Origin of the sequence: Streptomyces bikiniensis (genome assembly GCF_000716625.1) — a bacterium.
Lineage (GTDB): Bacteria > Actinomycetota > Actinomycetes > Streptomycetales > Streptomycetaceae > Streptomyces > Streptomyces bikiniensis.
On sequence record NZ_JNXJ01000015.1, the window covers coordinates 146,189 to 172,404 of the forward strand.

General features: G+C 75.6%; 19 protein-coding genes and 2 pseudogenes. 12 read left to right on the plus strand and 9 right to left on the minus strand.

The window, feature by feature from the left end:
* Nucleotides 1–256: 256 nt before the first annotated feature.
* Nucleotides 257–3,055 carry a molybdopterin-dependent oxidoreductase gene (locus OO47_RS13965; RefSeq protein ID WP_030213545.1) on the minus strand — a complete coding sequence of 933 codons (2,799 nt, stop codon included), beginning with the start codon at nucleotides 3,053–3,055 and terminating at the stop codon, nucleotides 257–259.
* A complete protein-coding gene (locus OO47_RS13970; protein WP_030213548.1) occupies nucleotides 3,052–3,885 on the minus strand; it encodes an FAD binding domain-containing protein in 834 nt (277 codons plus the stop codon). The genes OO47_RS13965 and OO47_RS13970 overlap by 4 nt, the downstream gene beginning before the upstream one ends.
* A 241-nt stretch (nucleotides 3,886–4,126) precedes the next feature.
* On the opposite strand from OO47_RS13970, the gene OO47_RS13975 reads away from it, so the two are divergent.
* Nucleotides 4,127–5,662: a PucR family transcriptional regulator gene (locus OO47_RS13975; RefSeq protein WP_030213551.1), complete on the plus strand. Its 1,536-nt coding sequence runs from the start codon at nucleotides 4,127–4,129 to the stop codon at nucleotides 5,660–5,662.
* A 25-nt stretch (nucleotides 5,663–5,687) separates the two neighbouring features.
* Here the strand turns inward: OO47_RS13975 and OO47_RS13980 are convergent, their stop codons facing one another.
* Nucleotides 5,688–6,086, minus strand: a complete 399-nt coding sequence (locus OO47_RS13980) for a TOBE domain-containing protein (protein ID WP_030213553.1) — start codon at nucleotides 6,084–6,086, stop codon at nucleotides 5,688–5,690.
* 225 nt (nucleotides 6,087–6,311) lie between these two features.
* Here OO47_RS13980 and OO47_RS13985 point away from each other — a divergent pair, with 225 nt between their 5' ends.
* Complete coding sequence (locus OO47_RS13985) at nucleotides 6,312–10,469, plus strand: bifunctional nitrate reductase/sulfite reductase flavoprotein subunit alpha (protein ID WP_030213555.1); 4,158 nt, start codon at nucleotides 6,312–6,314, stop codon at nucleotides 10,467–10,469.
* Nucleotides 10,470–10,482: 13 nt separating this feature from the next.
* Here the strand turns inward: OO47_RS13985 and OO47_RS13990 are convergent, their stop codons facing one another.
* From OO47_RS13990 to OO47_RS34985, 3 genes and pseudogenes are all read right to left on the minus strand, one after another.
* The gene (locus OO47_RS13990) at nucleotides 10,483–11,952 is read right to left on the minus strand and encodes a hypothetical protein (RefSeq protein ID WP_030213556.1); all 1,470 of its coding nucleotides are present in this window, start codon (nucleotides 11,950–11,952) and stop codon (nucleotides 10,483–10,485) included.
* A 464-nt stretch (nucleotides 11,953–12,416) separates the two neighbouring features.
* On the minus strand, nucleotides 12,417–12,506 hold the full coding sequence (locus OO47_RS38755; RefSeq protein WP_399615715.1) for a putative leader peptide: 90 nt from the start codon (nucleotides 12,504–12,506) through the stop codon (nucleotides 12,417–12,419).
* Between the two features lie 221 nt (nucleotides 12,507–12,727).
* A pseudogene (locus OO47_RS34985) lies at nucleotides 12,728–12,910 on the minus strand (hypothetical protein); the annotation flags it as partial.
* Between the two features lie 349 nt (nucleotides 12,911–13,259).
* Between OO47_RS34985 and OO47_RS14000 the strand changes: the two are divergent.
* The 5 genes from OO47_RS14000 (at nucleotide 13,260) to OO47_RS14020 (ending at nucleotide 16,831) form a co-directional block, all read left to right on the plus strand.
* Nucleotides 13,260–14,225, plus strand: coding sequence for an LLM class F420-dependent oxidoreductase (locus OO47_RS14000; RefSeq protein ID WP_030213562.1), 966 nt, complete (start codon nucleotides 13,260–13,262; stop codon nucleotides 14,223–14,225).
* A gap of 103 nt (nucleotides 14,226–14,328) precedes the next feature.
* Nucleotides 14,329–14,574 (plus strand): DUF6479 family protein, encoded by a 246-nt coding sequence (locus tag OO47_RS14005; RefSeq protein ID WP_030213565.1) that lies wholly within the window; start codon nucleotides 14,329–14,331, stop codon nucleotides 14,572–14,574.
* 117 nt (nucleotides 14,575–14,691) lie between these two features.
* Nucleotides 14,692–15,402 carry a HemK2/MTQ2 family protein methyltransferase gene (locus tag OO47_RS14010; RefSeq protein WP_030213567.1) on the plus strand — a complete coding sequence of 237 codons (711 nt, stop codon included), beginning with the start codon at nucleotides 14,692–14,694 and terminating at the stop codon, nucleotides 15,400–15,402.
* Between the two features lie 98 nt (nucleotides 15,403–15,500).
* A complete protein-coding gene (locus OO47_RS34990; protein ID WP_078489644.1) occupies nucleotides 15,501–15,791 on the plus strand; it encodes a CDGSH iron-sulfur domain-containing protein in 291 nt (96 codons plus the stop codon).
* Nucleotides 15,788–16,831 (plus strand): iron-containing redox enzyme family protein, encoded by a 1,044-nt coding sequence (locus OO47_RS14020; protein ID WP_030213573.1) that lies wholly within the window; start codon nucleotides 15,788–15,790, stop codon nucleotides 16,829–16,831. Before OO47_RS34990 ends, OO47_RS14020 begins: the two co-directional genes overlap by 4 nt.
* 570 nt (nucleotides 16,832–17,401) lie before the next feature.
* Here the strand turns inward: OO47_RS14020 and OO47_RS14025 are convergent.
* The 3 genes from OO47_RS14025 to OO47_RS14035 form a co-directional block, all read right to left on the minus strand.
* The gene (locus tag OO47_RS14025; protein ID WP_030213576.1) at nucleotides 17,402–17,665 is read right to left on the minus strand and encodes a helix-turn-helix domain-containing protein; all 264 of its coding nucleotides are present in this window, start codon (nucleotides 17,663–17,665) and stop codon (nucleotides 17,402–17,404) included.
* On the minus strand, nucleotides 17,665–18,162 hold the full coding sequence (locus tag OO47_RS14030) for a DUF2975 domain-containing protein (RefSeq protein WP_030213580.1): 498 nt from the start codon (nucleotides 18,160–18,162) through the stop codon (nucleotides 17,665–17,667). The genes OO47_RS14025 and OO47_RS14030 overlap by 1 nt, the downstream gene beginning before the upstream one ends.
* A 91-nt stretch (nucleotides 18,163–18,253) precedes the next feature.
* Nucleotides 18,254–20,503, minus strand: a complete 2,250-nt coding sequence (locus OO47_RS14035; RefSeq protein WP_030213584.1) for a PP2C family protein-serine/threonine phosphatase — start codon at nucleotides 20,501–20,503, stop codon at nucleotides 18,254–18,256.
* Between the two features lie 467 nt (nucleotides 20,504–20,970).
* Between OO47_RS14035 and argC the strand changes: the two genes are divergently transcribed.
* The 5 genes and pseudogenes from argC to OO47_RS14060 all read left to right on the plus strand — a co-directional run bounded on the left by argC (nucleotide 20,971) and on the right by OO47_RS14060 (nucleotide 26,185).
* A complete protein-coding gene (argC, locus tag OO47_RS14040) occupies nucleotides 20,971–22,008 on the plus strand; it encodes an N-acetyl-gamma-glutamyl-phosphate reductase (RefSeq protein WP_030213587.1) in 1,038 nt (345 codons plus the stop codon).
* Between the two features lie 118 nt (nucleotides 22,009–22,126).
* Nucleotides 22,127–23,106: pseudogene (locus OO47_RS33360) on the plus strand (bifunctional glutamate N-acetyltransferase/amino-acid acetyltransferase).
* Nucleotides 23,103–24,089: an acetylglutamate kinase gene (gene argB / locus OO47_RS14050; RefSeq protein ID WP_078489645.1), complete on the plus strand. Its 987-nt coding sequence runs from the start codon at nucleotides 23,103–23,105 to the stop codon at nucleotides 24,087–24,089. The pseudogene OO47_RS33360 and the gene argB overlap by 4 nt, the downstream one beginning before the upstream one ends.
* Before the next feature lie 47 nt (nucleotides 24,090–24,136).
* Complete coding sequence (locus tag OO47_RS14055; RefSeq protein WP_234323182.1) at nucleotides 24,137–25,267, plus strand: acetylornithine transaminase; 1,131 nt, start codon at nucleotides 24,137–24,139, stop codon at nucleotides 25,265–25,267.
* A gap of 186 nt (nucleotides 25,268–25,453) precedes the next feature.
* Nucleotides 25,454–26,185: a maleylpyruvate isomerase family mycothiol-dependent enzyme gene (locus OO47_RS14060; RefSeq protein ID WP_051715980.1), complete on the plus strand. Its 732-nt coding sequence runs from the start codon at nucleotides 25,454–25,456 to the stop codon at nucleotides 26,183–26,185.
* The last annotated feature ends 31 nt before the right edge of the window (nucleotides 26,186–26,216 follow it).

Consider the following 26,216-nt stretch of genomic DNA (forward strand, 5'->3'; position numbering starts at 1 on the left):
CGGATACGGATACCGGTGCGGGTGCGGGTGTGGCCGGTGCGGGTGCGGGTGCAGATGTGGATACGGGTGCGGGTGCGGGTGTGGCGGTGGGTGTCGGGTGGGGTGCGGCGTTCGGTCGGCTCATCGTCGGTCCCCTCGCTGCGGTCGGTGCGGCGGCTGCGCGCAGTGATACCCGACCGAGGGAGCGGAGAACCGCGATTGCCACCCGAATCTGGCTGGTGGGGCCGCATCTGTGAGCTTTCTACGAGACCGTCCTTCACCTCTGCACGTCCTTTCGGACGGCGTTGCGCGCCTGCCGGTCGAGGGCGAGCCAGACGCGGTCACGGGTCACCGGCAGTTCGGTGAAGCGGATGCCCGTGGCGTCCCGCAGGGCGTTGGCGAAGGCGGGGGCGACCGGGTTGAAGGGGCTCTCGCTCATCGACTTGGCGCCGAGGGGGCCGATCGCGTCGGACGTCTCCGTGAAGTGGACCTCCGTGCGCGGGACGTCCGCGTACTGGGGAAGCCGGTAGCGGCGGAACGCGGCCGTGGTGACCTCGCCGCGCTCGTCGACGCGCACGGTCTCGAAGAGCGTGGCGCCGAGGGCCTGGGCGACCCCGCCCTCGACCTGGCCCCGGCACTGCATCGGGTTCATGACCTTGCCGGCGTCGGCCGCGTGGACGCTGCGCAGGATGCGGATCTCCCCGGAACCGGGGTCGACGGCGATCCGGAACCACTGCGCGTTGAAGGCGACCGAGCGCGGCGAGCCGCCCCAGTGCCCGTCCGCCGCCAGCTCCTCCGCGGCGCCGAGCGCGTGCCCCGCCTCGTACAGCTCCTTCAGCGTCACCGTACGGCCCGCGCAGTCGACGGACTCGGCGCCGAGCACGCACAGGTGGCGGGCGACGCCGGTGTGCCGGGCGGCGAGGGTGCGGAGGCGTTCGGCGAGGGAGGTCGCCGCGAGGAGGACGGCCTTGCCGGCGACGACGGTGCCGGCGGAGCCGAAGGCGCCGGTGTCGTGGCGCACGACGTCGGTGTCGGACTGGCGGACGGTGAGCCGGTCCCCGGTGGTGTTGAGGGCGCCGGCGGTGATCTGCTGGTGGACGGTGGTGGTGCCGTTGCCGAACTCGGCCGTGCCGACCGCGATGTCGTACGTCCCGTCCTCCAGGAGCGAGACCCGGGCGTCGGCGTAGTGGCCGCCGGGCGGCCCGGTGGCGATCATCGCCAGGCCCGCGCCCTGCCCGACGAGCCAGCCCTCGGGGGCCTCTTCGGCGCTGGTGTCCTCGGCGAGGGCCTTCCGTACGACGGAGAGGCACTGGTCGAGTCCGTACGAGGCGATGTGGAGGTCCTCCTCCTCGCCGATCGGGCTGTGCATGCCCTCCCCCGGGCCGATGACGTTCTTCTCCCGGAAGACGAGCGGGTCCATGCCGAGGCGGCGGGCGAGTTCGTCCATGGCGGACTCGACGGCGAAGGTGACCTGGCCGAGGCCGTAGCCGCGGAAGGCGCCGGCGGGGACGGTGTTGGTGTAGACGGAGTAGGCGTCGACCTTCTTGTGCGGGGCGCGGTAGACGGCGAAGGACTCGCCGACGCTGTGGAACATGACCGCCGGGCCGTGGTTGCCGTAGGCGCCGGTGTTCGACACCACGCGCATCCGTACGGCGGTGAGGGTGCCGTCCTTCCGGGCCCCGACCTTGATGCCGATGGTGAAGGGGTGACGGGTGGTGGCGCCGTGGAACTGCTCGGCGCGGGTGTACTCCAGTTTCACGGGTCGCCGCAGCTTCAGGGCGGCCAGGGTGACGATGTCCTCGGTGAGCATCTCCTGCTTTCCGCCGAAGCCGCCGCCGACGCGGCCCGCGACCACCCGCACCCCGTCCTCCGGCAGGCCGTACAGCGCGCACAGGGCGCGACGGGTCAGGAACGGGGTCTGGGTGGAGGAGCGGACGGTGAGCCGCTCCCCCGTGCCGTCCTCCTTCGGCTCGAAGTAGGCGACGCAGCCGTGGGTCTCCAGGCTGGCGTGCTGGACCCGCTGGGTGCGGAAGGTCTCCTCGTGGACGACGTCCGCCTCCGCGAAGCCGTCCTCGACGGAGCCGATCTCGCCGTGGACCTCGCCCGCGACGTTGTTCCCGACCCGGGCGATGCGCTCCTCCGGCCCCTTGCCCGCGTGGAGGACGGGGGCGCCGGAGCCCATGGCCTCCTCCGGGTCGGTCACGTACGGCAGTTCCTCGTACGTGACCCCGATCCGGCGGCAGCCCTCCTCGGCGGCCCGCTCGCTGTCGGCGACGACGGCGGCGACCCGCTGGCCGACGTACCGGACGACGTCGTCCAGGACGCGGGTGTCCTCGGGGTCCTCGGTGGGATGCTCGTGGCGGGCGGAGGAGTAGAGCGTCTTCGGCGCGTCCTCGTGGGTGAGGACGGCGTGCACGCCGGGGACGCGGAGCGCGGCGGAGGTGTCGATCGCGACGATCCGGGCGTGCGGGTGCGGGGAGCGCAGCAGCTTCATGTGGAGCAGGCCCGGCACCTCGACGTCGAAGGTGTAGCGGGCGGTGCCGGTGACGACCCGGGGCCCGGCGGGGGCGCCGACGTTGCGGCCCACCGCTCCTCCCGCGCAGGGGCGTTCGGTGTGCTTCACGCCCCGTACGGCGTCCTCGATCGCCCGGTAGCCCGTGCAGCGGCAGAGGTTGCCCTTGAAGGCGCGGGGCAGGTCGTCGAGCTTGCCGTCGTCGTGCGGGGTGTCCCGCTCGGCCTCCAGGGCGGCGGCGGTCATGAGGAAGCCGGCGGTGCAGAAGCCGCACTGGTAGCCCTGTGCGTCGAGGAACCGCCGCTGTACGGGGTGGAGTTCGCCGTCCGGGGAGGCGAGTCCTTCGACGGTCGTGACGGCGCGGCCCTCCGCCCGTACCGCCGGGTAGAGGCAGCTGTGGACCGGCCGGCCGTCGACGTGGACCGTGCAGGCCCCGCAGTCGCCCGCGTCGCACCCCTTCTTCACCCCGAACCAGCCGCGCTCGCGGAGGTAGGTCCGCAGGCACTGGCCGGCGTGCGGCTCGATGTCGAACGGCCTTCCGTTGACGTGCACTTCGAAACTCATCGGGCGTCCTCCTCCGGTGCGGTCAGCTCGCGGCGGACCTCCTCGGCGAGGCGCAGGCCCATGTGCCGGCGCCACTCGGGCAGTCCGTGGATGTCGTCGAACCAGTCCTCGTCCCGTACGGCGGCGTCGATCGCGGTCCGGAGCGCCTCGCGGGTGGGCGGGAGCGGGAACCAGAAGCGGAACGGGCGGACGGTGGCGGCGGTCACCGTGACCGCCAGCGAGCCGTCCACCGGATCGAGCGTCCCGATCACCAGGGCGCCTGACCTGCCGAGCCCGTACAGGGAGGCCTGCCGGAAGGCGGTACGGCACTCCAGCGCCCGTCCGGGCAGGGTCACCGAGCGCAGCAGTTCGCCCTCCGCGAGGTCCTTGACGCCCGCGCCCCGAATGAATTCGGCCACCTTCACCTCGCGCGTGGAGCCGTCCTGCGCCTGGAGGAGGCAGCTTCCGCCGAGGGCGGCGGCGAGCGAGATCATCGGCCCGGCCGGGAGGCCGTTGCACAGGTTCCCGCCGACGGTCGCCTCGTTCCAGATCTTGAACGAGGCGAGGAAGGCCCGGCAGCACTGCTCGAAGAGCGGGGCGGCGGGCGCGTCGAGGAAGCGTCGTCCGAAACGGGACAGCTGAGTGATCGTGCAGGTCGCCGCGATCTCCAGCGAACCGTCCGCGTGGCGCGTGAGCGGTTCCCAGCCCATCCGGCTCAGGTCGATCAGCCGGCGCAGGTGCGGCTGGGGCTCGGAGAAGAGATAGGTCCCGCCTCCCAGCCACGCGTCCCCGGGCCGCCAGGGTTCGCGCCGGCGCGCGTCCCGCACGTCCGTGATCGTGTTGAGGTCCATTCCGCCCCCCGCCTTCCGACCGGCGTCCTGCGACCGGTTCCTTCAGGCCAGTGAAGCCCGGCGGGGGCGTGCGGCACGACTGGACGCGCACCCGGAAATCGCCCCTCTCCCGGCCCTCGGCCCTGGAGGATCACCCAGGGGCTGTTTCCCCCCGAGAGCCGGGCATCTACGATGCAGCGACCCGCATTCGCCTCGTGAATGTGAGGGCGGGCCCGTCCCGCGACCGCCCAAGGAGCCCCGTATGCACGTCGACCACCTCCTCCGGCTCGACCGGCTGGACCTCTCGCTCGTCTGGGGCGACGAGGCACTGCTCGGCCGGGAGATCGCCGGGGTGACCGCGACCGACCTGGAGGACCCGGAGCGCTTCCTCCAGCCGGGCGAGGTGGTGCTGAGCGGGCTCGTGTGGTGGAGCCGGGACGGCGCCCCGGCCAAGACCGACCGCTTCGTGTCGGCCCTGAGCCGGGCGGGGGCCGTGGCGCTGCTCGCCGGGGAGGAGACCCACGGGCATGTGCCGCGCGAACTGGTCGACGCGTGCCGCAGGCACCGCGTCGCCCTCGTCGCCGTGCCCCCGCACACCAGCTTCCGGGCCGTCACCGAAGCCGTGTACCTGCGCCGGTGGGGCGAGCTCCACCGGCACCCCGCCGACGACCACCACGCCCTGCCGGAGAACGTCCGGCTGGATCTCGACCGCGCCCTGGAGGGCGGCGCGACGACCGGCGAACTGCTCGACCGGGCCTTCGCCCACCTCGGCACGCCCGCCTGCCACCTGCTCACCCCCACCGGCCGGACCGTCGCCCGCACCGGCGGTACGGCGGAACTGCCCGCCCGGGAGGCCGTGGCGGTCCTGCGCGGCGGGCGGGGCACGACGCTGCGCGTCGAGGCCGAGGGCACGGACTTCGACACCTGGTACCTGCACCTGCCGGAGGAGGGGCGGGTGCCCCCGAGGGTCCTCCAGGAGATGTCCGAACTCCTCGGCCGGCACCGGCGGCGCCGGGACCGGCGGCGGGCGGCGCACGACGCCGCCTCCGTGCGGCTGGTGGAGGCCATCGGCGCCCCGCACGCCGGCACCGACCGCCTGCGGGGCGCGCTGGCCTCCTGCGGTCTGGCGGACCGGGCCGCGTACACGGTGGCCGTCGCGGCCCTGGAGCCGGACGGGAACGGCGGTGCGGACGGCGTCGCCGCGCTCGCCGAGGCGCTCGGCCACCTGCCGTCCGTCGCGTCCGCCGTCGCCCGGGGCGCGGGCGGCGGGACGGTGGCCGTCCTCGCCCACGAGGGGGACGCGGCGGACGGGGTGAGGGAACGGCTGCGCGAGGTGTGGCCGCTGATCCGGGACCGCCGGCCGGAAGGCACCTGGCGGGTCGGCCTGAGCATGCCCGTCACCGCGCCCGCCGCGCTGAACGGCGCGCTCGCGCAGGCCCGTCACGCCCTCGCGGCGGCCCCCGCCCTGGCCCCGCCGTCCCCGCAGGTCGCCGGGGTCCGCGACCTCGGCGGACTGGCCCTGCTGCTCGCCGGCGTCCCCGCCGACGTGCGGGACGTCTACCGCGAGACCGTCCTGGGCCCCCTGACCAGAGCCGGGCGGGGGTCGGGCGCCATGCTCCTGGAGACCCTGGAGGTCTTCCTGGCGCACGACTGCTCCTGGACGAGGACCGCCGAGGCCCTCCACATCCACGTCAACACGGTCCACTACCGGGTCGAGCGCATCGAGGTCCTCACCGGCCGGGACCTGTCCCGCCTGGACGACCGGGTGGACCTGCGCGCCGCCCTGCTCTGCCGCTGACCCGGCCGGGACGGTCCCGTACGGTTCAGGCCGGGTCGACGTGCACGTCGGTCGACTTCACCCGGGCGGTGACCGTGACCCCGACGTCGAGCCCCAGCTCCTCGACGGCCTCGCGGGTCACCAGGGACACCAGCCGGTGCGGCCCCGACTGCACCTCCACCTGGGCGGCCACGTCGTCGGTCCGCACCCCGGTCACGATTCCCACGAAGGAGTTGCGCACCGAGGTCGGCACGTCGTCCTCCGGGACGGCGTGCGCCCCGGCGCCCCGCTCCCGGGCGAAGGCGGCCAGGGCCGCCCCCTCGACCACCCGCCGGCCGGCCCCGTCGCGCGCCACGGCCAGCCTGCCCCCGTCCGCCCACCGACGGACGGTCTCCGAACTCACTCCGAGCAGCCGCGCGGCCTGCCCCATGCTGTACGACGGCATCCCCGCACTCTAGGGGGTGCCCGGCGGGCCGGGGGCGTGCGGAGTGTCCTCCGCGACCGGGAAGAACGGCGTGCCGGCGCGGTGCTCACGGCGCTCCGCCCCCTCGTCGTGCGTCCGGTGTAACGCCCCGTGCGCGAGGGGCGTGATCGTCCGGAAACCGGGTCTTCCTACGGTCGGTGGGCGTGGGAGACCTCCCACCCGGGAGGACGACGGAGAGGGGTGCCGATGGGGCCGGAGGGCGGGACGACGCGGACGGTCTGCTCGTACTGCGGGGTCGGCTGCGGCATCGTCCTCGACGTGGCGCGCGACCCGGCGACCGGGCTGCGGCGGGTCGTGCGGGCGTCCGGCGACAAGGCGCACCCGGCCAACTCCGGCCGGCTGTGCACCAAGGGGGCCACGAGCGCCGACATGACGGCGGCTCCCGGGCGGCTCGGGAGGGCGCTGGTGCGGGCGGAGCGCGGGGGCGAGCCGGTCGAGGCGGACGTGGACGCCGCCGTCGCCGAGGTCGCGGGGCGGCTGCGCGCGATCCTGGACGAGCACGGGCCCGACGCGCTGGCCCTCTACGTCTCCGGGCAGATGTCCCTGGAGGCGCAGTACCTGGCGAACAAGCTGGCCAAGGGCTTCGTCCGGACGAGCCGCATCGAGTCGAACTCCCGGCTGTGCATGGCGTCGGCCGGTTCCGGCTACAAGCTGTCGCTGGGCGCGGACGGGCCGCCCGGCTCGTACCGGGACCTCGACCACGCGGACGTGTTCCTCGTGATCGGCTCCAACATGGCGGACTGCCATCCGATCCTCTTCCTGCGGATGATGGACCGGGTGAAGTCGGCCGGGGCGAAGCTGATCGTCGTGGATCCCCGGCGCAACGCCACCGCCGACAGGGCGGACCTCTTCCTGCCGATCCGGCCGGGCACCGACCTCGCCCTGCTCAACGGGCTGCTGCACCTGCTCGTGGAGAACGGGCACGTCGACGAGGAGTTCGTCGCGGAGTTCACGGAGGGCTGGGAGGACATGCCCGCCTTCCTCGCCGACTACCCGCCCGCGAAGGTCGCCGGGATCACCGGCCTCCCCGAGGCCGACATCCGGGAGGCGGCGCGGTGGATCGGCGAGGCCGGGGCCTGGACGAGCTGCTGGACCATGGGGCTCAACCAGTCCACGCACGGCACCTGGAACACCAACGCGCTCGTCAACCTGCACCTCGCGACCGGGGCGATCTGCCGGCCGGGCGCCGGGCCGCTCTCGCTGACCGGCCAGCCCAACGCCATGGGCGGCCGGGAGATGGGCTACATGGGGCCGGGGCTGCCCGGCCAGCGGTCGGTGCTCGTGGACGCCGACCGCGCCTTCGTGGAGGAGCTGTGGAACGTGCCCGAGGGGACGCTGCGGACGGAGGCGGGGCGCGGCACGGTGGAGATGTTCGAGCGGATGGCGGCCGGGGAGGTCAGGGCCTGCTGGATCATCTGCACCAACCCGGTCGCCTCGGTCGCCAACCGCAGGACCGTCATCGACGCCCTGGAGGCCGCCGAACTCGTCGTCACCCAGGACGTGTTCGCCGAGACCGAGACCAACGCGTACGCGGACGTGGTGCTGCCGGCCGCGCTGTGGGCGGAGTCCGACGGCGTCATGGTCAACTCCGAGCGGAACCTCACCCTCGTCCAGGGGGTGGTCGACCCGCCCGGACAGGCCCTGCCCGACTGGCTGCTGATCGCCCGCGTCGCCTGCGCGATGGGCTTCGCCGAGGGCTTCACGTACGCCTCCGCCGAGGAGGTCTTCGAGGAGCTGAAGCGGGCGTGGAACCCGGGGACCGGCTGGGACCTGCGCGGCGTGACGTACGAGAGGCTGCGCGCCGCTCCCGTCCAGTGGCCGGCCGCGGCCGTCGACGGCCCCGACCGCAACCCGGTCCGGTACCTGAACGACGGCGTCAGCCAGACGCTCCTGGAGCGCGAGAACGGCACCCGGCCCCGGCTGGCCTTCCCGACGGAGAGCGGACGGGCCCGGTTCTTCGCGCGCCCGCACCTTCCGGCGGCCGAACTGCCCGACGACGCCTATCCTTTCGTCCTCAACACCGGGCGCCTCCAGCACCAGTGGCACACGCTGACCAAGACCGGCAAGGTGGCCAGGCTCACGAAGCTGAACCCCGGGCCCTTCGTCGAGATCCACCCCGAGGACGCGGCGGCGCTCGGCGTCGCCGAGGGCGACGGCGTGGAGATCGCCTCGCGGCGCGGGCGCGCCGTCCTGCCCGCCGTGGTCACCGACCGGGTCCGGCCCGGGGACTGCTTCGCCCCGTTCCACTGGAACGACCTGTTCGGCGAGTACCTGAGCGTCAACGCCGTCACCAGCGACGCCGTCGATCCGATCTCCTTCCAGCCCGAGTTCAAGGTGTGCGCGGTGACCCTCGCGAAGACGACCGCCGCCGTCTCCGCCCCCGTCTCCGTGCCCGTGTCCGCACCCGTGACCCCGCCCGTCACCGGGCCGGGGCCGGAAGGAGGTCCCGTGCCCGCGCTCGCCGCCCTGTTCGGCGTCGCGGACCTCACCCCTCCCCCGTTCACCGAGCCGGAGCGCCGCTACCTCGCGGGCTTCCTCTCCGGGCTCGCCGGAGCACCCGCCGACGGCCGCGTGCCGGTCCTCCCGGCGTCCGCGCCCTTCGCGCCGGAGCGCGGCCTCTGGGTGGACGGGGTCCTGGCCGGAACGTTCTCGCGGGCCGGAGGACCGGCGCCGCTCCCGCCCGGCGCGCCGGAGCGGGACGGGGCGGCGGGGGCCGTTCCCGCGCGCCGTCTGCTGCTCCTGTGGGCCTCCCAGACCGGTACGGCCGAGGAGTTCGCCGCCGGTGCCGCCGGGCTGCTGGCCGAGGCCGGGCACGCCCCGGCCCTCCTGCCGATGGAGAGCGCCGACCTCGGGGAGATCGGTCCCGACGCGGACCTGCTGGTGGTGACCAGTACGTTCGGGGACGGCGACGCCCCGGACAACGGGGCGTCCTTCTGGCGGACGCTGGCCTCCCCCGAGGCGCCCCGGCTCGACGGGGTCCGCTTCGCCGTCCTGGCCTTCGGCGACTCCGGCTACGCCGACTTCTGCGGCCACGGCCGGCGGGTCGACGAGCGCCTCGCGGAACTCGGCGCCACCCGCCTCCACCCCCGCACCGACTGCGAACCCGACCACGAGGAGAGCTCGGCGGCCTGGCTGGCGGCGCTCCTGCCGCTGCTGGCGGCCCCGGCTCCGGCCCCCGCCCCACCCGGGCGGGTCGCCGCTTCCGGTGCGGCGCGGCCCGGGGAGTACACGAAGGCCTCTCCGTTCGCCACGCTCCTCGTCGGCAACCGGCTGCTCGGCCTGCCCGGTTCCCGGAAGGAGGTGCGGCAGTTCGCCTTCGACACCCGCGGCGGCGAGCTCGCGTACGAGGCGGGCGACGCGCTCGGGGTGTGGCCGGTGAACGGCGGCGAGCTGGTCGCCGAGTGGCTGGCGCTGACGGGGCTCGACCCCGGCGAGCCGGTCGACGCGGGCGGCGCCGGGCCCCTGCCCCTCGCCGAGGCCCTGCGGACCCGGCTCGACATCGCGCGCGTCACCCCGGAGCTGCTGAGGTTCGTGGCCGAGCGCTCCGGGAGCCACGACCTCAAGCGGCTGCTGCGCCCCGGCAACAAGGACGAGCTGGCCAAGTGGGGGTGGGGGCTCCAGATGGCCGACGTGATCGGCGGCCTCCCCGTCCGCGCCTCCGCCGCCGAGTGGACCGGGGTGCTCAAGCGCCTCCAGCCGCGCCTGTACTCGATCTCCTCCAGCCCGCTGGCCCACCCGGGCGAGGTCCGGCTCACCGTCTCCGTCGTGCGCTACACCAACGGCCGCGGCCGGAACCGCACCGGCGTGTGCTCGGCCTACCTCGCCGACCACGCCGACGACGGCCCCGTCCAGGTCTTCGTGCGGCGCTCCCCGCACTTCCGGCCGCCGGCCGACCCCGCCGCGCCCCTGATCATGGTCGGTCCGGGGACGGGCGTGGCGCCCTTCGTCGGCTTCCTGGAGGACCGCCTGGCCCGGGGCCACACCGGCCGCAACTGGCTGTTCTTCGGCGAGCAGCGCGAGGCCACCGACTTCTACCACCGGGAGGAGCTGGAGGCCCATCTGGCCTCCGGGCACCTCGACCGGCTCGACACCGCCTTCTCCCGCGACCGGCGGAACAAGGTCTACGTCCAGGACCGGATGCGCGAGCACGGCTCCGTCCTCTGGTCCTGGCTGCGGGACGGAGCGCACTTCCACGTCTGCGGCGACGCCGCCCGCATGGCCGCGGACGTCGACCGGACCCTGCGCGAACTCGTCGCCCGCCACGGCGGGATGGGCGACGAGGAGGCGGCGGCCTACGTGGAGCGGATGGCCGCGGACCGGCGGTACGTCCGCGACGTGTACTGACGCGGGGCGGGGTTCAGCCCGCGGTGATGCGCAGGACCCCGGTCACCGTGCCCTGGAGGTAGGAGCCGTCCGGGGCGACGGTTCCGGCCATCTGGAGCGTGTCGTACAGGGCGCCGACGCCGACCTGCCGGGAGCGGGTGACGCGGCCGGTCTCCGGGTCGATCTGGACGTAGCGGTACGGGTCGAGGACACCCGTCCCCCCGGTGCCGGGGACGAGCGGGTCGCGGACGACGGTGTGCAGGGTGTTCGTGGCGGTGGACAGCTTCGGGACGGCCGCCGAGCGCAGGGTGTTGTCCCAGACCGTGGCGCAGCCGGTGCCGTCGGAGCGGATGTCGACCCGGGTCAGGCCGCCGGCGAAGTCGGCGGAGGAGGGCACGGACGGGCCCGCGCCGTCCGGGAGGGCCGGGTACGGGTAGCCGTAGGTGCCGGCGACGAAGACGCTGTCGCCCGCGCCGATCGGCGAGTTCTCGCTGCCGGGGCCGCCGGCGGCCTGGAGGACGGGGATCGAGCAGATCTCGGCGCCGCCGTCGGTGCGGTAGACCTTGAGGCGGACGGTGGTGTCGGCGTTGTCGACGATCGCGACGTAGTCGGTGCCGGTCTTGGGGCCGAGGAAGGTCGGGGTGGAGCCGCTGCCCCAGCTCAGCAGGCCGGGCTTGCGGGCCCGGCCCCGGTCGTACGCCTGCCGCCAGGCGATCGCCGGGGTGCCGTCGGCGTCCGCGGTGAGCAGGTAGGTGGCGTGGGTGCTGGTGACGGCGGTGCCCTCGGGGGCGGTGGAGATGCTGTTGGCGATCCGTTCGCCTGCGGGCAGGCGCAGGGTGGAGACCCGTCCGGTCCGGTCGTCGGCGAGGCCGACCACGCCGTTGCCGGTGGCGAACCAGACGCGTCCGCGCCAGTCCGGGGAGAGGCCGGTGACCGCATCGTCGGCGGGGACGGCGGAGGCGAGGGAGAGGCTGTGGTCGACGGAGAGGCGCCACTTGCCGGAGGCGTCCTTGCGGTGGGCGACGCGCAGGAGGCTGCGGCTGCCGTCCACGACGACGAGCCGGTCCTCGTGGTCGAGGTAGGCGTAGACGCCGCCGAGGAGCGAGCCCTTGGTGAGCCGGAGGCTGGTGAGGGAGGAGCCGTCGGCCGGGTCGAGGAGGTGGACGGTCGGGACCTGGCCGAGGATCGGGGTGCACAGGACGACCGGGTATCCGTCGGAGCCGACGAGGACGGTGGGGCAGGCGGAGGCGAGCGCCACCCGCTTCGAGGACAGGTTCCCCGCGCCGGGGCCCGCCAGCGGGGTGGTGTCCGAGGAGCCGGTGTCCCCGTGCATGGTGGCGGTGCCGTCGGGGCCCGCGTACGGGTTGTGCGGCGGTACGGGGGCGAAGCCGGCCGTGGGCGCGGCTCCGGCGGGGACGGCGGTGGCCGTGAGGGCGAGGGCGGAGAGCAGCGCGGCGACCAGGGGCCCGCGGCGGGCGCGGGGGCGTGCGGACGGGGCGGTCATGACGAGGACGGGTTCCTTCCGGAAGGAGGGGCGGGGACGGGGGCGGGACGCGTGCGTGCCGGGCGGGGATGGCCGCGTACGGGCGTGGAGGAGGCTCGTACGGGCGGAGTGGTGCGTACGGGCGGGGCGGCGGGCACGGCGGGGCGGGCCCACGGCCGGCGCTCCCGGGATCGCCGGGGCCGGGGGCGGGCGGGGTTGGTGGGACCGGTGAGGTTGGTAGGGCCGGTAGGGCCTGTGGGACTGATGGGGCCAGTGAGGTTGACGGGTTCTGCGGCCCGACCGGCGTCACGCAGCCGGGGCCGGCCTCCGGCGGAGGAAACGCGCCGGGGGCGGCGGGCGGTGGCCGGACGGGCGCCCGGCGGCGGGGACGGCCGGCGGGAACGCTCCGGCGGCGACCGGGAACAGGGGCCCCGGGGACGGCGGTCCCGGCCGGTGCCCGCGGTCGCGGAGGACCGCGGCCGGGGTCAGCGCACGCTACAGAGGGCGCAGGACGTGCGCGCGAGGTCGACGTGGCGTCGTCGCGTGAGGGTCGTCCGGCGGCTCTTCATGTGCATGATCGAAGCAGGTGCCCGCCGGCGGGGTCAAGGTGCGCCGGCCGGCGTTCCACGGAGTGGGACGGCGTCGACGCCCGCCCCGGGAGGGGGAGTTCGGCCCGGGGTGACCGCCGGCCGCCGGAGCCGCTGCTCCCGGGGGTCGAAGAGGTTCACCGCGAGGGCCGCCGTGACGAGGCCGGCCGCCAGGAGCAGTCCGCCGCTGACGACCACGACGGTGTGGTGAGGACGTTCCAGTCGACGCCCGTGTGCTCGGAGAAGAAGGCGTCCTCCGGGCTGGTCGCCCCGATGAGCAGCATGGCGACCGTGCCGCCGAGGGCCGCGGCGACCCGGTGGACCCACTCCGTGGCGATCAGTACGCAGACGGCCGCGAACACCGCGACGGTCGCCCACGTGGTCACGCTCACGGCGGACCCGCCCGGTGGCGGCGGCCGGGCGCGGGCGCTGCGTCCGGAGCGGCGAGGGGACTCCGTGGTCTGCGGGAGGGGCGTGTCATGGGCGCGGACTCCGTTCGTGCCCATGGCGCGGAACACCGGCGTCACCGGCCGGCCCGGCGCTCCGCGCGCCCCGTCCCGCGCACCGGCGCGGCGACCGGGCCGCCGGGTACTCCTCCGCCCCACCGTCCCCCCCGGGGCACCATCCGCCCGCATCGGGGCCTGCACCTGTTTTCGCCCGTCGCACACCGTTACGGACGCCGTCGGGAGAAGTGCCCGGCATGCCCGTTTCAAGGGGCGTGTTCGCGGCAAGTCGCCCGGCATGATGCAGATCGGGTACACGATGATGACCGAGCAGGCCGGGCCCCGTGAGCTGGTGGGGCACGTGGTCGAGGCGGAGCGCGTCGGGTTCGACTTCTCCGTGATCTCGGACCACTCCTTCCCGTGGCTGGACTCCCAGGGCCACGCCCCGTACGCGTGGAGCGTCCTGGGGGCGGCGGCGCAGGCGACCTCCCGCATCCCCCTGATGACGTACGTGACCTGTCCGACCTTCCGCTACCACCCGGCGGTCGTGGCGCAGAAGGCGGCGACCGTGCAGCTGCTCTCCGAGGGCCGCTTCCGGCTCGGCCTCGGGTCGGGCGAGATCCTGAACGAGCACGTCGTCGGCGCGGGCTGGCCCTCGGCGGGCGTCCGCCTGGAGATGCTGGACGAGGCCGCCGGGATCATCCGCGACCTGTTCTCCGGCGAGTACGTGACCCACCGCGGAACCCACTTCCAGGTCGAGAACGCCAAGCTGTGGGACGTCCCGGACGCGCCCCCGCCCATCGGGATCGCCGTGTCGGGCCCGCACTCCTGCAAGGTGGCCGGGCGGCGGGCGGACCTGGTGATCGCCACGGAGCCGAAGGGGGAGCTGCTCGACGCCTTCGACGAGCACGGCGGGGCGGGCAAGCCGCGCGTCGGCCAGATGCCGGTCTGCTACGACCCCGACCGGGAGGCGGCGGTGGCCCGCGCCCACGACCAGTTCCGCTGGTCACTGGGCGGCTGGGGCGTCAACTCCGAGCTTCCGCTGCCCTCCGGGTTCGCCCAGGCCACCGAGACCGTGCGGCCCGAGGACGTGGCGGAGAACATCCCCTGCGGCGACGACGTCGACGCGTTCGTGGAGGCCGCCCGTCCGTACGCCGAGGCCGGCTTCACCGAGCTGGCCCTCGTCCAGATCGGCGGCGGGCACCAGGAGCCGTTCCTGCGCTGGGCGGAGAAGGAACTGCTTCCGGTCCTGCGCGAGCTCTGAGGACACGCGGAGGCGGGACACCGACCGTGAGCGAATGGATCTTCTCCGCGAGGGTAGCCGCCGTTCCGAACGAACTGCCCCGTCTCCGACAGGAAGGGCGATCATGCTTCTCTCCTCTCTCCCCACCGCCGCACCGCCTTCCCTCCTGGCGGCGGAAGGTTCTTCCTCGCTCCTGCTGATCGCGGTCGGAGTGCTGGTGGCGGCCCTGCTGCTCGGCGCGTTCTGGTGGGGCTCCCGGCGGGTGGCCCGGCGGAAGCAGACCGCCGGAGTGGCCCAGCCCCCGGCGGCGGAGGCGAGGCGGGAGTCCTGGCAGCCGCCGGAGCAGTCCGAGCGGGACCGGGAACGCTGAGGCCCGGGCCATGAGGATCCCGATAAGGAACTCCGCGGAGGCGCCCGCGCCGGCGGACCGCGTACCGCCGGCGCCCGGCGCCCCGTCCCGGGCGGGAGGGCGGCCGCTGTGACCCAGGTGACCCCTTCCGTCGGCAAGGGCTTCGCCGCGCCGCCCGGAGACGGGCCGGCGGACCCGCCGCGCGTCTACCGGCTCCCCGGGGTGTACGCCCCCCAGGGGGACACCGCGCTGCTGCTCGCGAACCTGGCGCGCGAGGAGCTCCGGGCCGGCGCGCGGTCGCTCGACCTGTGCACCGGGACCGGTGTCGTCGCGGTCGCCTCCGCGCTGCGGGGCACGCGGGCCACCGCCGTGGACATCTCGCGCGCCGCCGTCACCACGGCCCGGCTCAACGCGCTCCGGCACCGCTGCCGGGTGCGGCTGTTCCGGGGCGACCTGGATGCCCCGGTGGCGCACGAGCGCTTCGACCTGATCACCGTGAACCCGCCGTACGTGCCCTGCGAGGACCCCGCGCTGCCCGCGCGCGGCCCCCGCCGCGCCTGGGACGCGGGGACGGACGGGCGGCTCCTCCTCGACCGGGTCTGCGCCCGGGTGCCCCGGCTGCTCACCTCCTCGGGGACGCTGCTCGTCGTGCAGTCGTCGCTCTCCGGCGTCACTGCCACCCTGGACGGTCTGCGCCGGGCCGGGCTGCGCGCCCGGGTGGCCGACCGCCGCGCCCAGCCCTTCGGCCCGGTGATGTCCTCCCGCGAGGACTGGTTCGCCGCCCGGGGGCTCGTCCCGCCCGGGACGCGCACGGAGGACCTGGTCGTGATCCGCGCGTCCCGCGCGTGACCCCCGGCCCCTCCCCCGCCGCACCGCCCGCGCATGGGCGCGGTCCGGCGGGGCAGCCGCGCAGCAGAGGAAACGAGACAGCCGATGGGTGGTGTGCCATGTCCCCTTCCCCGGACGTACGGCCCGGGGCCGTGCCCCCGGAGCGGGCTGAAGGCCCGGCGCGGAGCGCGCCGACCCTGGTCCGCCCGCTGGACGACGGGCCGATGCTCGTCGAGGGGCCGGTGGACGTCGTCATGCCCGACGGATCGGTGCGGCACTGCGAGCGGCCGATGGTCGCGCTGTGCACGTGCCGGCGGAGCAAGCGGGCCCCGTTCTGCGACACCAGCCACCGCCACCGGCAGCGGCGCTCCCGCCCGGCGGCCGACTCCCCGGAGGACCCGACCCCATGACCACCGCCCCGCAGACCGTCCGTACGGCCTCCGGCGCGCCGGAAGTCCCCGAGGCCCGCGGCGAGGTGTCGCGGGCGGTCCGGCGGCGGCTGCTCGGTGACCCCGGGGCGCTGCCCGACGGCCCGGAGATCGCGCGCTGCGATCCGTACGGCGAGGACCTCCAGCTGGCCCTGCACCTCTGCTACGCCCTGCACTACCGGGGGTACGACGGGGTTCCCGACACCCTCGAATGGGATCCGCACCTGCTCAGGACCCGCGCCCTCCTGGAGCACCGCTTCGAGAGCGCGCTGCGGCACGACTGCCGGCACCGCGAGAACGTGGACGAGGAGCTGGGCGCCCTTCTGGTGGAGCCCGCCGAGGCCACCGGCGTCTCCGCGTTCCTCGCCTCGCGGGGGGAGCGGTGGCAGGTGCGGGAGTACGCGGCGCTCCGCTCCGTGTCGCAGCTCCGGGAGGCCGACCCGTACCTCTGGGTGGTCCCCCGGCTGCGCGGCCGGGCCAAGGCGGCGATGGTGGCGATCGAGTACGACGAGTTCGGCTGCGGGCGCGCCGACCGCATGCACGAGCGGCTCTACGCCGAGCTGATGGTGGACCTGGGGCTCGACCCGGCGTACGGGCGGTACGTGGACGCGGTGGGGGCCGAGACGCTGGCGGCCGTGAACCTGTCGACCTTCCTCGCCCTGCACCGGCGGCTGCGCGGCGCGCTGGTGGGGCACTTCGCCGTGGTCGAGGTGACCTCACCGCCCGCCGCCGGCCGGCTCGTCGAGGCGATGCGGCGGACGGGCGCGGGGCCGGCGGCGGAGCGGTACTACGACGAGCACGTGGAGGCCGACGCCGTCCACGAGCAGCTGGTGCGCCGGGAGGCCGTGGGCGGCCTCCTGGAGGACGAGCCGGACCTCGCGTCCGACGTCGCCCTCGGCATCGCGGCCACCGTCCTCCTGGAGGACCGGCTCGGGGACCGGGTGCTGGCGGCCTGGGCGGAGGACCGGAGCGCGCTCCGGGCGCCGCTCGATCCCGTGGAGCCCGCCCGGGGCGTGCGGTAGGCCAGGCGCGGGGGTCGCGGCGGGCGCCCGTCCCCGGCAGGTCGATGGGGAAGCCGTGGCCGCGGCCGGTCACGGTCCCGCTGCGGACGAGGTCGGCCGGGTCGACGCCCGGCTCCTGAAGCTCTCCGACGAGCGTGTGGGCGGCCGTCCTCGCGTAGCGCCGCCTCCCCCGTGGCGCCGGGGAAGCGGCGCTGCCGGAGCGAGGGGGAGGACCGCCGGCCGCTCTCCGTCAGGCGGGCGGGGCCGGCCCGTTCCGGGTGGTGCAGGTGGCCGGTGGCCTCGATCACGGGTTCCGGGCCGTCGTTCCGGCACTGGACGAACCGCTGGGGGTCGTGGGCCGGGTCGGCGGCGGTGCGGAAGTCCTCGGGAGGCGTGTCGACGACGGGGACGCGCAGTGCGCGGACCCGCTCGGGCTCCGCGGCGTCGGAGACCACGGTGCCGTAACCGGCCCAGGGGTCCTTCCGGGAGGCGAACCGGCGCCGGATCCGGCCCGGGACCCGGCCGGCCGAGGGCCCGGGCCGGGGCGCCGCTTTCGCCGTACGGCTCCGGAGGCGGTGGGCCGACCCGCCGTCAGGTGCTCTCCCCGACCGCCGCCACGGCGTCCCCGGCGGCTTCCGCGTCCGCCCCGGGCTCCGGTTCCCAGCGGAGCAGGTCGCCCGGCTGGCAGTCGAGGACCTCGCAGAGGGCGGCGAGGGTGGTGAAGCGCACCGCCTTGGCGCGCCCGTTCTTGAGCACGGCGAGGTTGGCCGGGGTGATGCCCACGCGTTCCGCGAGTTCGCCCACGGACATCTTGCGCCGGGCCAGCATCACGTCGACGTCCACGACGATCGGCATCAGATCACCTCGGCGAGCTCGGCCCGCATCCGCTTCGCCTCGGCCTCGCGCTCGACGGCCTGGGCGAGCAGCATCCGCAGCACGAGCACGATCAGGGCCACGCCCAGGACCGCCAGGCTCGCCCCGCAGATCAGGAGCACGACGCCCGGGGCGGCGGCCTCCCCGGGCGCCAGGAGCACGGCGAACGCGAACACCAGGGCGGCGCCCGCCGCGAAGGCGCCGGTGACGACGTCCACGTACCGGAAGGCCGCGTGCGAGAACACCGTGCCGCGCCGCACCATCGTCACGAGCCGCCACACGCAGACCAGGACGGTCTGCGCCGTCAGCGCGCCCAGGACCAGGAGCACGAGCACCGGCGTGCGGAGGTACGCGTACTCCGGCCTCAGCCCGTTCAGGTCGGCGGCCAGGAGCGGCACCATCACCGCCTCCACGAAGACCGAACCCGCGAGCAGCCCCGCGAGCACGGCGCGCAGCGCGAGCACCGTCAGCTTTCCCATGACATCCCCTTCGATCGAAAACCGATAACAAGCTATCGATATTCGATAGGTTCAGCAAGGGGGAGGGCCCGGGCGGCGTGGAAGGCGGCGGTCAGGACTCGCGGCGGACGAGCAGGAGCGCGACGTCGTCGGTGCGGTGCGCGGGGTCCTTCACGTGCCGGATCAGATCGGCCGCGAGGGAGTCCAGGTCCCCGGGCCGAGACCGGGCGAGGCGGCCGGACAGCTCCGCCGTGGCCGTGCCGATGTCGACCCCGGGCGCCTCCACGAGGCCGTCGGTGTAGAGGGCGAGGACCGAACCGGCCTCCCAGGGCACCTCCGCGGTGGCGTACTCGACGTCCGGGGCGATCCCGAGGAGGAGGCCCGGCGGGGCCTCCAGGAGGCGGGTGCGGCCGTCGGGCGCGCGCAGCAGCGGGGGCGGATGGCCCGCCGTGGCGAGCCGGAGGCGGTGGCGGGCCAGGTCGAGTTCGACGATCAGGCAGCTGGTGAAGCGGTCCGGGTCCAGGTCGTTCAGGAGCCGGTTGGTGCGGGCGAGGATGTCGCCGGGGGACGCGCCGGCCGTCGCGTGCGCGTGGACGGCGGTGCGCACCTGCCCCATGAGGGCGGCGGCGTTCGGGTCGTGCCCCTGGACGTCGCCGATGACGGCGATGACGGTGTCGGGCGCGGCGCGGATGAGGTCGTAGAAGTCGCCGCCGACGTCCATGCCGTGACCCGCCGGCAGATAGCGGGCGGCGACCTCGACGCCCGGGAGCGGGACCAGGCCGTGCGGGAGCAGGCTGGTCTGGAGGCTGCGCGCGAGGGAGTGCTTGGCGTCGTAGAGCCGGGCCCGGGCGAGGGCCTGGGCGATCAGGCCCGCCAGGGAGGTGAGCATGGCCCGCTCGGCCGCCGGGAAGGGGCGCGGCCGGGCGTACGAGAGGATCAGGGAGCCCACCGGGCGGCCGGAGGCGATCAGCGGCAGGAACGCCCAGGCGGAGCGGTCCTCGTAGCGCGGGGCGTGGGGGTGGGCGCGGTACAGGTCCTCGGGGCTGGTGAAGAAGAGCGGGACGCCGGTGGCGAGGACCTGGGCGTCGGCGACCTCGGCCGTCAGCGGCGTGCCGTCGTACCGGTCCACGAACTCCCGGCTGTAGCCGCGGTGTCCGATGATCCGCAGCCGCCCCTCGTCCGCGCTCATCAGGACGAGGCCCTGCGGGCCGAAGGCGGGCACGATCTGGTCGGCGACGAGCTCGACGACGTCGTGGACGCCGGCCGCCTCCGCCAGGGTCGCCGCCAGGTGCATGAGGCGGTACACGGCCCCGGCGCCCACGGGCTCGGCGGGGCGGGAGGCCGGGGCCGCGCCGCCCGCGGTCCCTCCGGAGCCCTCGAACGGGGCCGGGGCCGGGTTCGGGGTCGAATACGACGCGGCCGGGGCGCCGGGCGGGGCCGCCGCGCCGGCCCCGGGCTCCCTGCCGGCCCCCTCCCCCTCGTCCGCGACGGAGGGCCCCGCCACCCGGGTGACGTGGACGCTGATGCCGGTGGCGTCCGGGTACAGCTCGAACAGCAGCCGGGTCGCCGGCCGCCGCACGACGGTGAACGACATCGGCTGGCGGGTGACCACCGCCGCGCGGTAGCGGTCCTCGAAGACGGGGTCGTTCAGCCAGAGCAGCACCTCCCACGGGCGCCTGCCGAGCAGCGCCGCCGCGCCCGCCTGGAGCAGTTCGGCGGCGGCGGTGTTGAGGAAGGTGAGGCGTCCGTCGAGGTCCAGGGCGCAGCACCCGACGGGCAGCCGCTCGGTGAAGCGGAGGGCGGACCGGGCGAGGACGGGGTCGGCCTCCGGGAGCCCGGCCGGGTGCACGACGCGCGGTTCGGCCGGATAGGAGGCCGGTCCCCGTTCGGCCGCCCGGCGCAGCAGGCGGGCCGCCCGGCGGCCGCAGGCGTCGAGCGCCGCGCGCTCGTGCTCGTCGAGGTGGGGCGGGTGCCAGACCGGCCAGAGCAGGACGATCCCGCCCCGCACGGCGGTGTCGTCGGCGATCGGGGCGGCGGCGAGGAGGAAGTCGTACGGCAGCACGATCCCCAGGCGCGGGTAGCGGCGGGCGATCTCCTGCTGTCCCCCCAGCCAGACGAGCGCGCGGTCGCGCATGGCGTCGACCACCGGGATCGGCGCGTCGGCCGGGATGCGGACCCAGGGGGCCGCGATCTCCTGGGAGACGCCCGACACCAGGGCCAGGCGCAGCATGCCCTCCCCCGGGACCCGGAGGTACACCAGACCGACCGAGGCGCCGGTGTCGCGCATCACGTCGGCGAGGACGGCGTCCAACCATCCCGCGCCGAAGACGTCCTCGGCGTCCGCGCCCGCGGGCTCTCCCATATCCGGACCCTACGCCGGGCCCGTCCGGGGCGCTCGACAGGACCGGCCCATCGGTGGACCGGACCTGCGAGCCCCACGAAAGCTCAACTTAGGTTAGGCTCAGCTAAGTCCCGATCGAAGGGTGAGGGGGTGCGGGCACATCCGCTTTTCGCGTTCTTCCCGAAGGACGCGAACGATTCCACGGACGAGGACACGACCGAGGGCGCGAACGGCAGGACGGGCGGGGACGCGAACCGGGCCGCGAACGGCGTTCGGTCCGCGGCGCTCCCCGGCCCGCGAGGGCCGGAGGCGCGCGGGGCCGGGCCCCGGGCGCGCGGTCCCGTCCGGCAGGACGCCGCGAGGCGTTCGCCGGGACGCACCGCCGGGGGCCCGCGCCGGCAACCCCGCGCGCCCACCCTGGAACGGCACTCCGCGGCCCCCTCCCCGGGGCGGCGCCCCCCACACGTACGGCAGAGAGACGGAAGAACATGACCGTAAGGGTCGCGGTGGCCGGTGCGAGCGGCTACGCGGGCGGGGAGACACTCCGCCTGCTGCTGTCGCATCCCGGCGTGGAGATCGGCGCGGTGACCGCGCACAGCAGCGCGGGCCGGACGCTCGGCTCCGTACAACCGCAGCTGGCGGAGCTCGCGGACCGGGTCCTCGGCGAGACCTCGGCGGCCGCGCTGCGCGGCCACGACGTGGTCTTCCTGGCCCTGCCGCACGGGCAGTCCGCCGCGTACGCGCGGGAGTTGGGCCCCGAGACGCTGATCGTGGACTGCGGGGCGGACTTCCGTCTGCGCGACCCGGCCGCCTGGGAGCGCTTCTACGGCTCCGAGCACGCCGGGACCTGGCCGTACGGTCTCCCGGAACTCCCGGGCGCTCGCGAGGAGTTGAAGGGCTCCACACGCATCGCCGTGCCCGGCTGCTATCCCACGGCGGTCACGCTCGCGCTGTTCCCCGCGCACGCGGCGCGGCTCGTGGAGCCGGAGGTCGTGGTCGTCGCGGCCAGCGGGACCTCGGGCGCCGGACGGGCCCTCAAGCCGCACCTCCTCGGCGCCGAGGTGATGGGCTCCATGAGCCCGTACGGGGTCGGCGGCGGCCACCGGCACACCCCCGAACTCGTCCAGAACCTCTCCCTGGTGGCCGGCGAGCGGGTCACCGTCTCCTTCACCCCGACCCTCGCCCCCATGCCCCGGGGCATCCTCGCCACCTGTTCGGCGCGGCTCCGCCCCGAAGCGCTCGCGGCGGGCCCCGACGCGGTGCGCGAGGCCTACGAATCCGCCTACGCCGGCGAGCCGTTCGTCCGGCTGCTGCCGCCCGGGCAGTGGCCCTCGACCGCCGCCGTCCTCGGTTCCAACACGGTCCAGGTGCAGATCGCCGTGGACCCGGACGCCGGCCGGCTGGTCTGCGTCAGCGCCGTCGACAACCTGACGAAGGGCACCGCGGGCGGCGCGGTGCAGAGCATGAACGTCGCCCTCGGCCTGCCGGAACGGCTGGGCCTGCCCGTGAACGGAGCGGCTCCGTGAGCGACGCGCGCACAGCCACCGGTCCGCAGAAGACGACGAAGCCCGCACCTCCGCGCCGTGTGGGCGGAGACGGGGGCACCGCCCAGGCGCCGGCCCTGGGGGAGAACGGAGAAGCACCGTGAGTGTGACCGCTGCACAGGGGTTCCTCGCCTGCGGCATCGCCGCCGGCATCAAGGAGTCCGGTGACCCCGATCTGGCCCTGGTGGTGAACCGGGGGCCGTCGCGCGCCGCCGCCGGCGTCTTCACCTCCAACCGCGTCCAGGCCGCGCCCGTGCGCTGGTCCCGGCGCGTCCTGGCCGACGGCCGGATATCGGCCGTCGTCCTCAACTCCGGCGGCGCCAACGCCTGTACGGGACAGGCCGGCGCCGTCGACACGCGTCTGACGGCCGAGCGGACGGCGGACGCGGTGGGCGTGGAACCGCGCGAGGTCGCGGTCTGCTCCACCGGACTGATCGGCGTACGGCTGCCGATGGACCGCCTCCTCGCGGGCGTCGACGCCGCCGGGCGGCTGCTCTCGCCGGACGGCGGCGAGGACGCGGCCGTCGCGATCAGGACGACGGACTCGGTCCACAAGACCGCCGTGGTGACCCGGGACGGCTGGACGGTCGGCGGCATGGCCAAGGGCGCCGGCATGCTCGCCCCCGGCCTCGCCACCATGCTCGTCGTCCTCACCACCGACGCCGACGTGGGGACCTGGCCGGGCAGCTGGTGGCGGACGCCGAGGGCGCCTCCAAGGAGATCGAGGTGCACGTCGTCGGCGCGGTCTCCGAGGAGGACGCCGTCGAGGTGGCCCGCTCCGTCGCCCGCAACAACCTCCTCAAGTGCGCCCTGCACGGCGAGGACCCCAACTGGGGCCGGGTGCTCTCCGCGATCGGCACCACGGCGGCCGTCTTCGACCCGGACCGGCTCGACGTGGCGATCAACGGGGTGTGGGTGTGCCGGGACGGCGCGGCGGGCGAGCCCCGGGACGAGGTCGACCTGTCGGACCGGCGGATCACGATCACCGCCGACCTGCGCTCCGGCGACGCGTCGGCGGTCGTCTGGACCAACGACCTGACGGCCGAGTACGTCCACGAGAACAGCGCGTACAGCTCATGAGCGGGCCCGGGACGACACGGACGGGGACGCTCCCCCACGCACGGCCGGGCGGAGCCCCGGCCGGAACTCCGGCCGCGGGAACGGTCACCGCGGCCGCCGACCTGCCCTGGGCCGAGGAGCTCAGGGGCCGGACGGTCGTCGTCAAGTTCGGCGGCAACGCCATGGTGGACCCGGCGCTGCACCGGACCTTCGCGCAGGACGTCGTGGAGCTGTGGCACGCGGGCCTGCGGCCGGTCGTCGTGCACGGCGGCGGACCGCAGATCAGCGCCATGCTCGACCGGCTCGACCTGGAGGTCCGCTTCGAGGCGGGCCTGCGGGTGACCACGCCCGAGACCATGGACGTGGTCCGCATGGTGCTGACCGGGCAGGTGCAGCGGGAGCTGGTCGGCGCCCTCAACGCCCACGGTCCCTTCGCCGTGGGCCTGTCGGGCGAGGACGCGCACACCATGACCGCCGTGCGGCGCCCCGCGCGGGTGGACGGCCGGTCCGTGGACATCGGTCTCGTCGGCGAGGTCGTGGCCGTGGAGACCGCCGCCGTGCGCGCCCTCCTGGAGGCGGGCCGCATCCCCGTCGTCTCCCCGGTCGCGCGGGGCGAGGACGGGGAGGTCTACAACGTCAACGCCGACCTCGCCGCCTCCGCGCTCGCCGTGGCGCTCGGCGCGGACCGGCTCGTGGTCCTGACCGACGTCGAGGGCCTGTACGCGGACTGGCCGCGCAGCACCGAGGTCGTCGCCCGGCTGACGGCCGGTGAACTGGACGCGCTGCTCCCGGACCTGGCGAGCGGCATGCTCCCGAAGATGGAGGGCTGTCTGCGGGCGGTCCGCGGGGGCGTCCGCGCGGCCCGGGTCGTCGACGGGCGGGTGCCGCACGCGCTCCTCGGCGGCGTCTTCGCCGCGGACGGGCCGGGCACCACCGTGGTCCCGGACCCCGAGCGTCCCTCCGCCCCCGTACCCGCTTCCCCTTCCGAGGAGGACGACGCGTGACCGCCGCCGACAGCACGAGGACCCTCACGGACCGCTGGCGCGCGGTCATGATGGACACCTACGGCACTCCCCCGCTGGCCCTGGTCCGGGGCGAGGGCAGCACCGTCGAGGACGAGTCGGGCCGTACGTACACCGACTTCACCGGCGGGATCGCGGTCAACACCCTGGGCCACGCCCATCCGGCCGTCGTCGCGGCCGTCCGGGAGCAGGCCGGACGGCTCGGTCACGTGTCGAACCTGTTCGTCGCCGAGCCGCCCGTCGCCCTGGCCGAGGAGCTGCTCCGGCTCTTCGGCCGGCGGGGCAGGGTCTTCTTCGCGAACTCGGGCGCGGAGGCGCTGGAAGCGGCCTTCAAGATCGCCCGCCGGACGGGCCGTCCGCACGTGGTCGCCGCCGAGGGCGGGTTCCACGGGCGCACCATGGGAGCGCTCGCCCTCACCGGCCAGCCGGCGAAGCGCGAGCCGTTCCTGCCGCTGCCCGGCGGGGTGACGCACGTCCCGTTCGGGGACGTCGAGGCGCTGCGCGCGGCCGTCACGGAGGAGACGGCGGCGGTCGTCCTCGAACCGGTCCAGGGCGAGGGCGGGGTCGTGCCCGCGCCCGGGGGGTACCTGCGGGCCGCGCGGGAGATCACCCGGGCGACCGGCACGCTGCTCGTCCTGGACGAGGTGCAGACCGGGATCGGCCGGACCGGCCACTGGTTCGCGCACCAGGCGGACCAGGACGTGGACCCCGACGTGGTCGCCCTCGCGAAGGGCCTGGGCGGCGGGCTCCCGATCGGCGTGACGGTGGCCTTCGGGTCGGCGGCCGGGCTCCTGCGGCCCGGTCAGCACGGCTCCACGTTCGGCGGCAACCCGATCGCGTGCGCGGCCGGGCTCGCCGTCCTGCGGACCGTCGGGGCCGAGGGGCTGCTCGCCCGTGCCGTACGGGCGGGCGAGCGGCTGCGCCGGGGCGTCGAGGGGCTGGGGCATCCGGGCGTCGCCGAGGTGCGGGGCGCAGGCCTCCTCCTGGGCGTCGTCCTCACCGAACCGCGGGCCGCGCAGGTCCGGCGGGCGGCCCAGGACGCCGGCTTCCTGGTCAACGCGGCGGGCCCGGCCACCGTACGGCTCGCTCCCGCCCTGACGGTGACGGACGAGCAGATCGACGGGCTTGTGGCGGCGTTGGCGAAGGCGCTGGACGCCTGAGCGCGGCCGGAGGGCGGGCCCGGAGCCGTACGGGCGCTCCGGGCCCGCCCTCCGTCGTGCCGCACCGGCGTTTCCACCGGGCGCCCCCTCGGGGAGTCCCTTCCGGATCGGGCCCGGACGGCGGGGTGCGGGCCGGTTTCCGGGGAACCGGTGCGGGGACGCGCGGACACCGGACGGAGACAGACCATGACGTACGACGGGAGTGCGGCGCCCGCCGCCCTGCTGCCCTTGCTGCGCACGTCCGTGGAGCGGTTGCACGGCTCGGCGGCGGCCCTGACGGACGACGACGTGCGGGCCCCCTCGCTGCTGCCCGGCTGGACCCGTGCGCACGTGCTCACGCACGTCGCCCGCAGCGCCGACTCGCGCACCCGGCTGCTGACCGCCGCCCGTACGGGCGCGGACCTCGCGCAGTACGACGACGAGGCGCAGCGGGAGCGGGAGATCGACGAGGGAGCCGGGCGGTCGGCCGCCGCGCCGGCGGCGGACCTGCGCGGTGCGCTGGGCGGGTTCCTGACGGCCGCCGCCGAGCACCCGGAGGCGGCGTGGGAGGTGCCGGTGCGCCGGCTGGGCGGGAGGACGCGCCCCGTGCGGGGCGCGGTCGGCAGCATGCTGCGCGAGGTGGAGGTGCACCACACCGACCTGGGGTGCGGTCACCGGCCCGCGGACTGGCCCCCGTTCTTCGTCGCCCGTGAACTCGCGACCACGGCGGCCGGGCTGCGGGAGCGCGACGACGTGCCCGGCATGGTGCTGATCGCCGACGAGGACCGGGTGCTGCGCCCGGTCGGCGACGGGCGCGGGCCACGGGTGTCGGGACCGGCGTCGGCCCTCCTGGGCTGGCTGACCGGCCGCGCGGCCGGACACGGCCTCACCCTCGACCCGCCCGGCCCGCTGCCGGCCGTACCCGCCTGGCGGAGCTGACCGGGCGGCGGCGGACCCGGCGCCCGGGCCC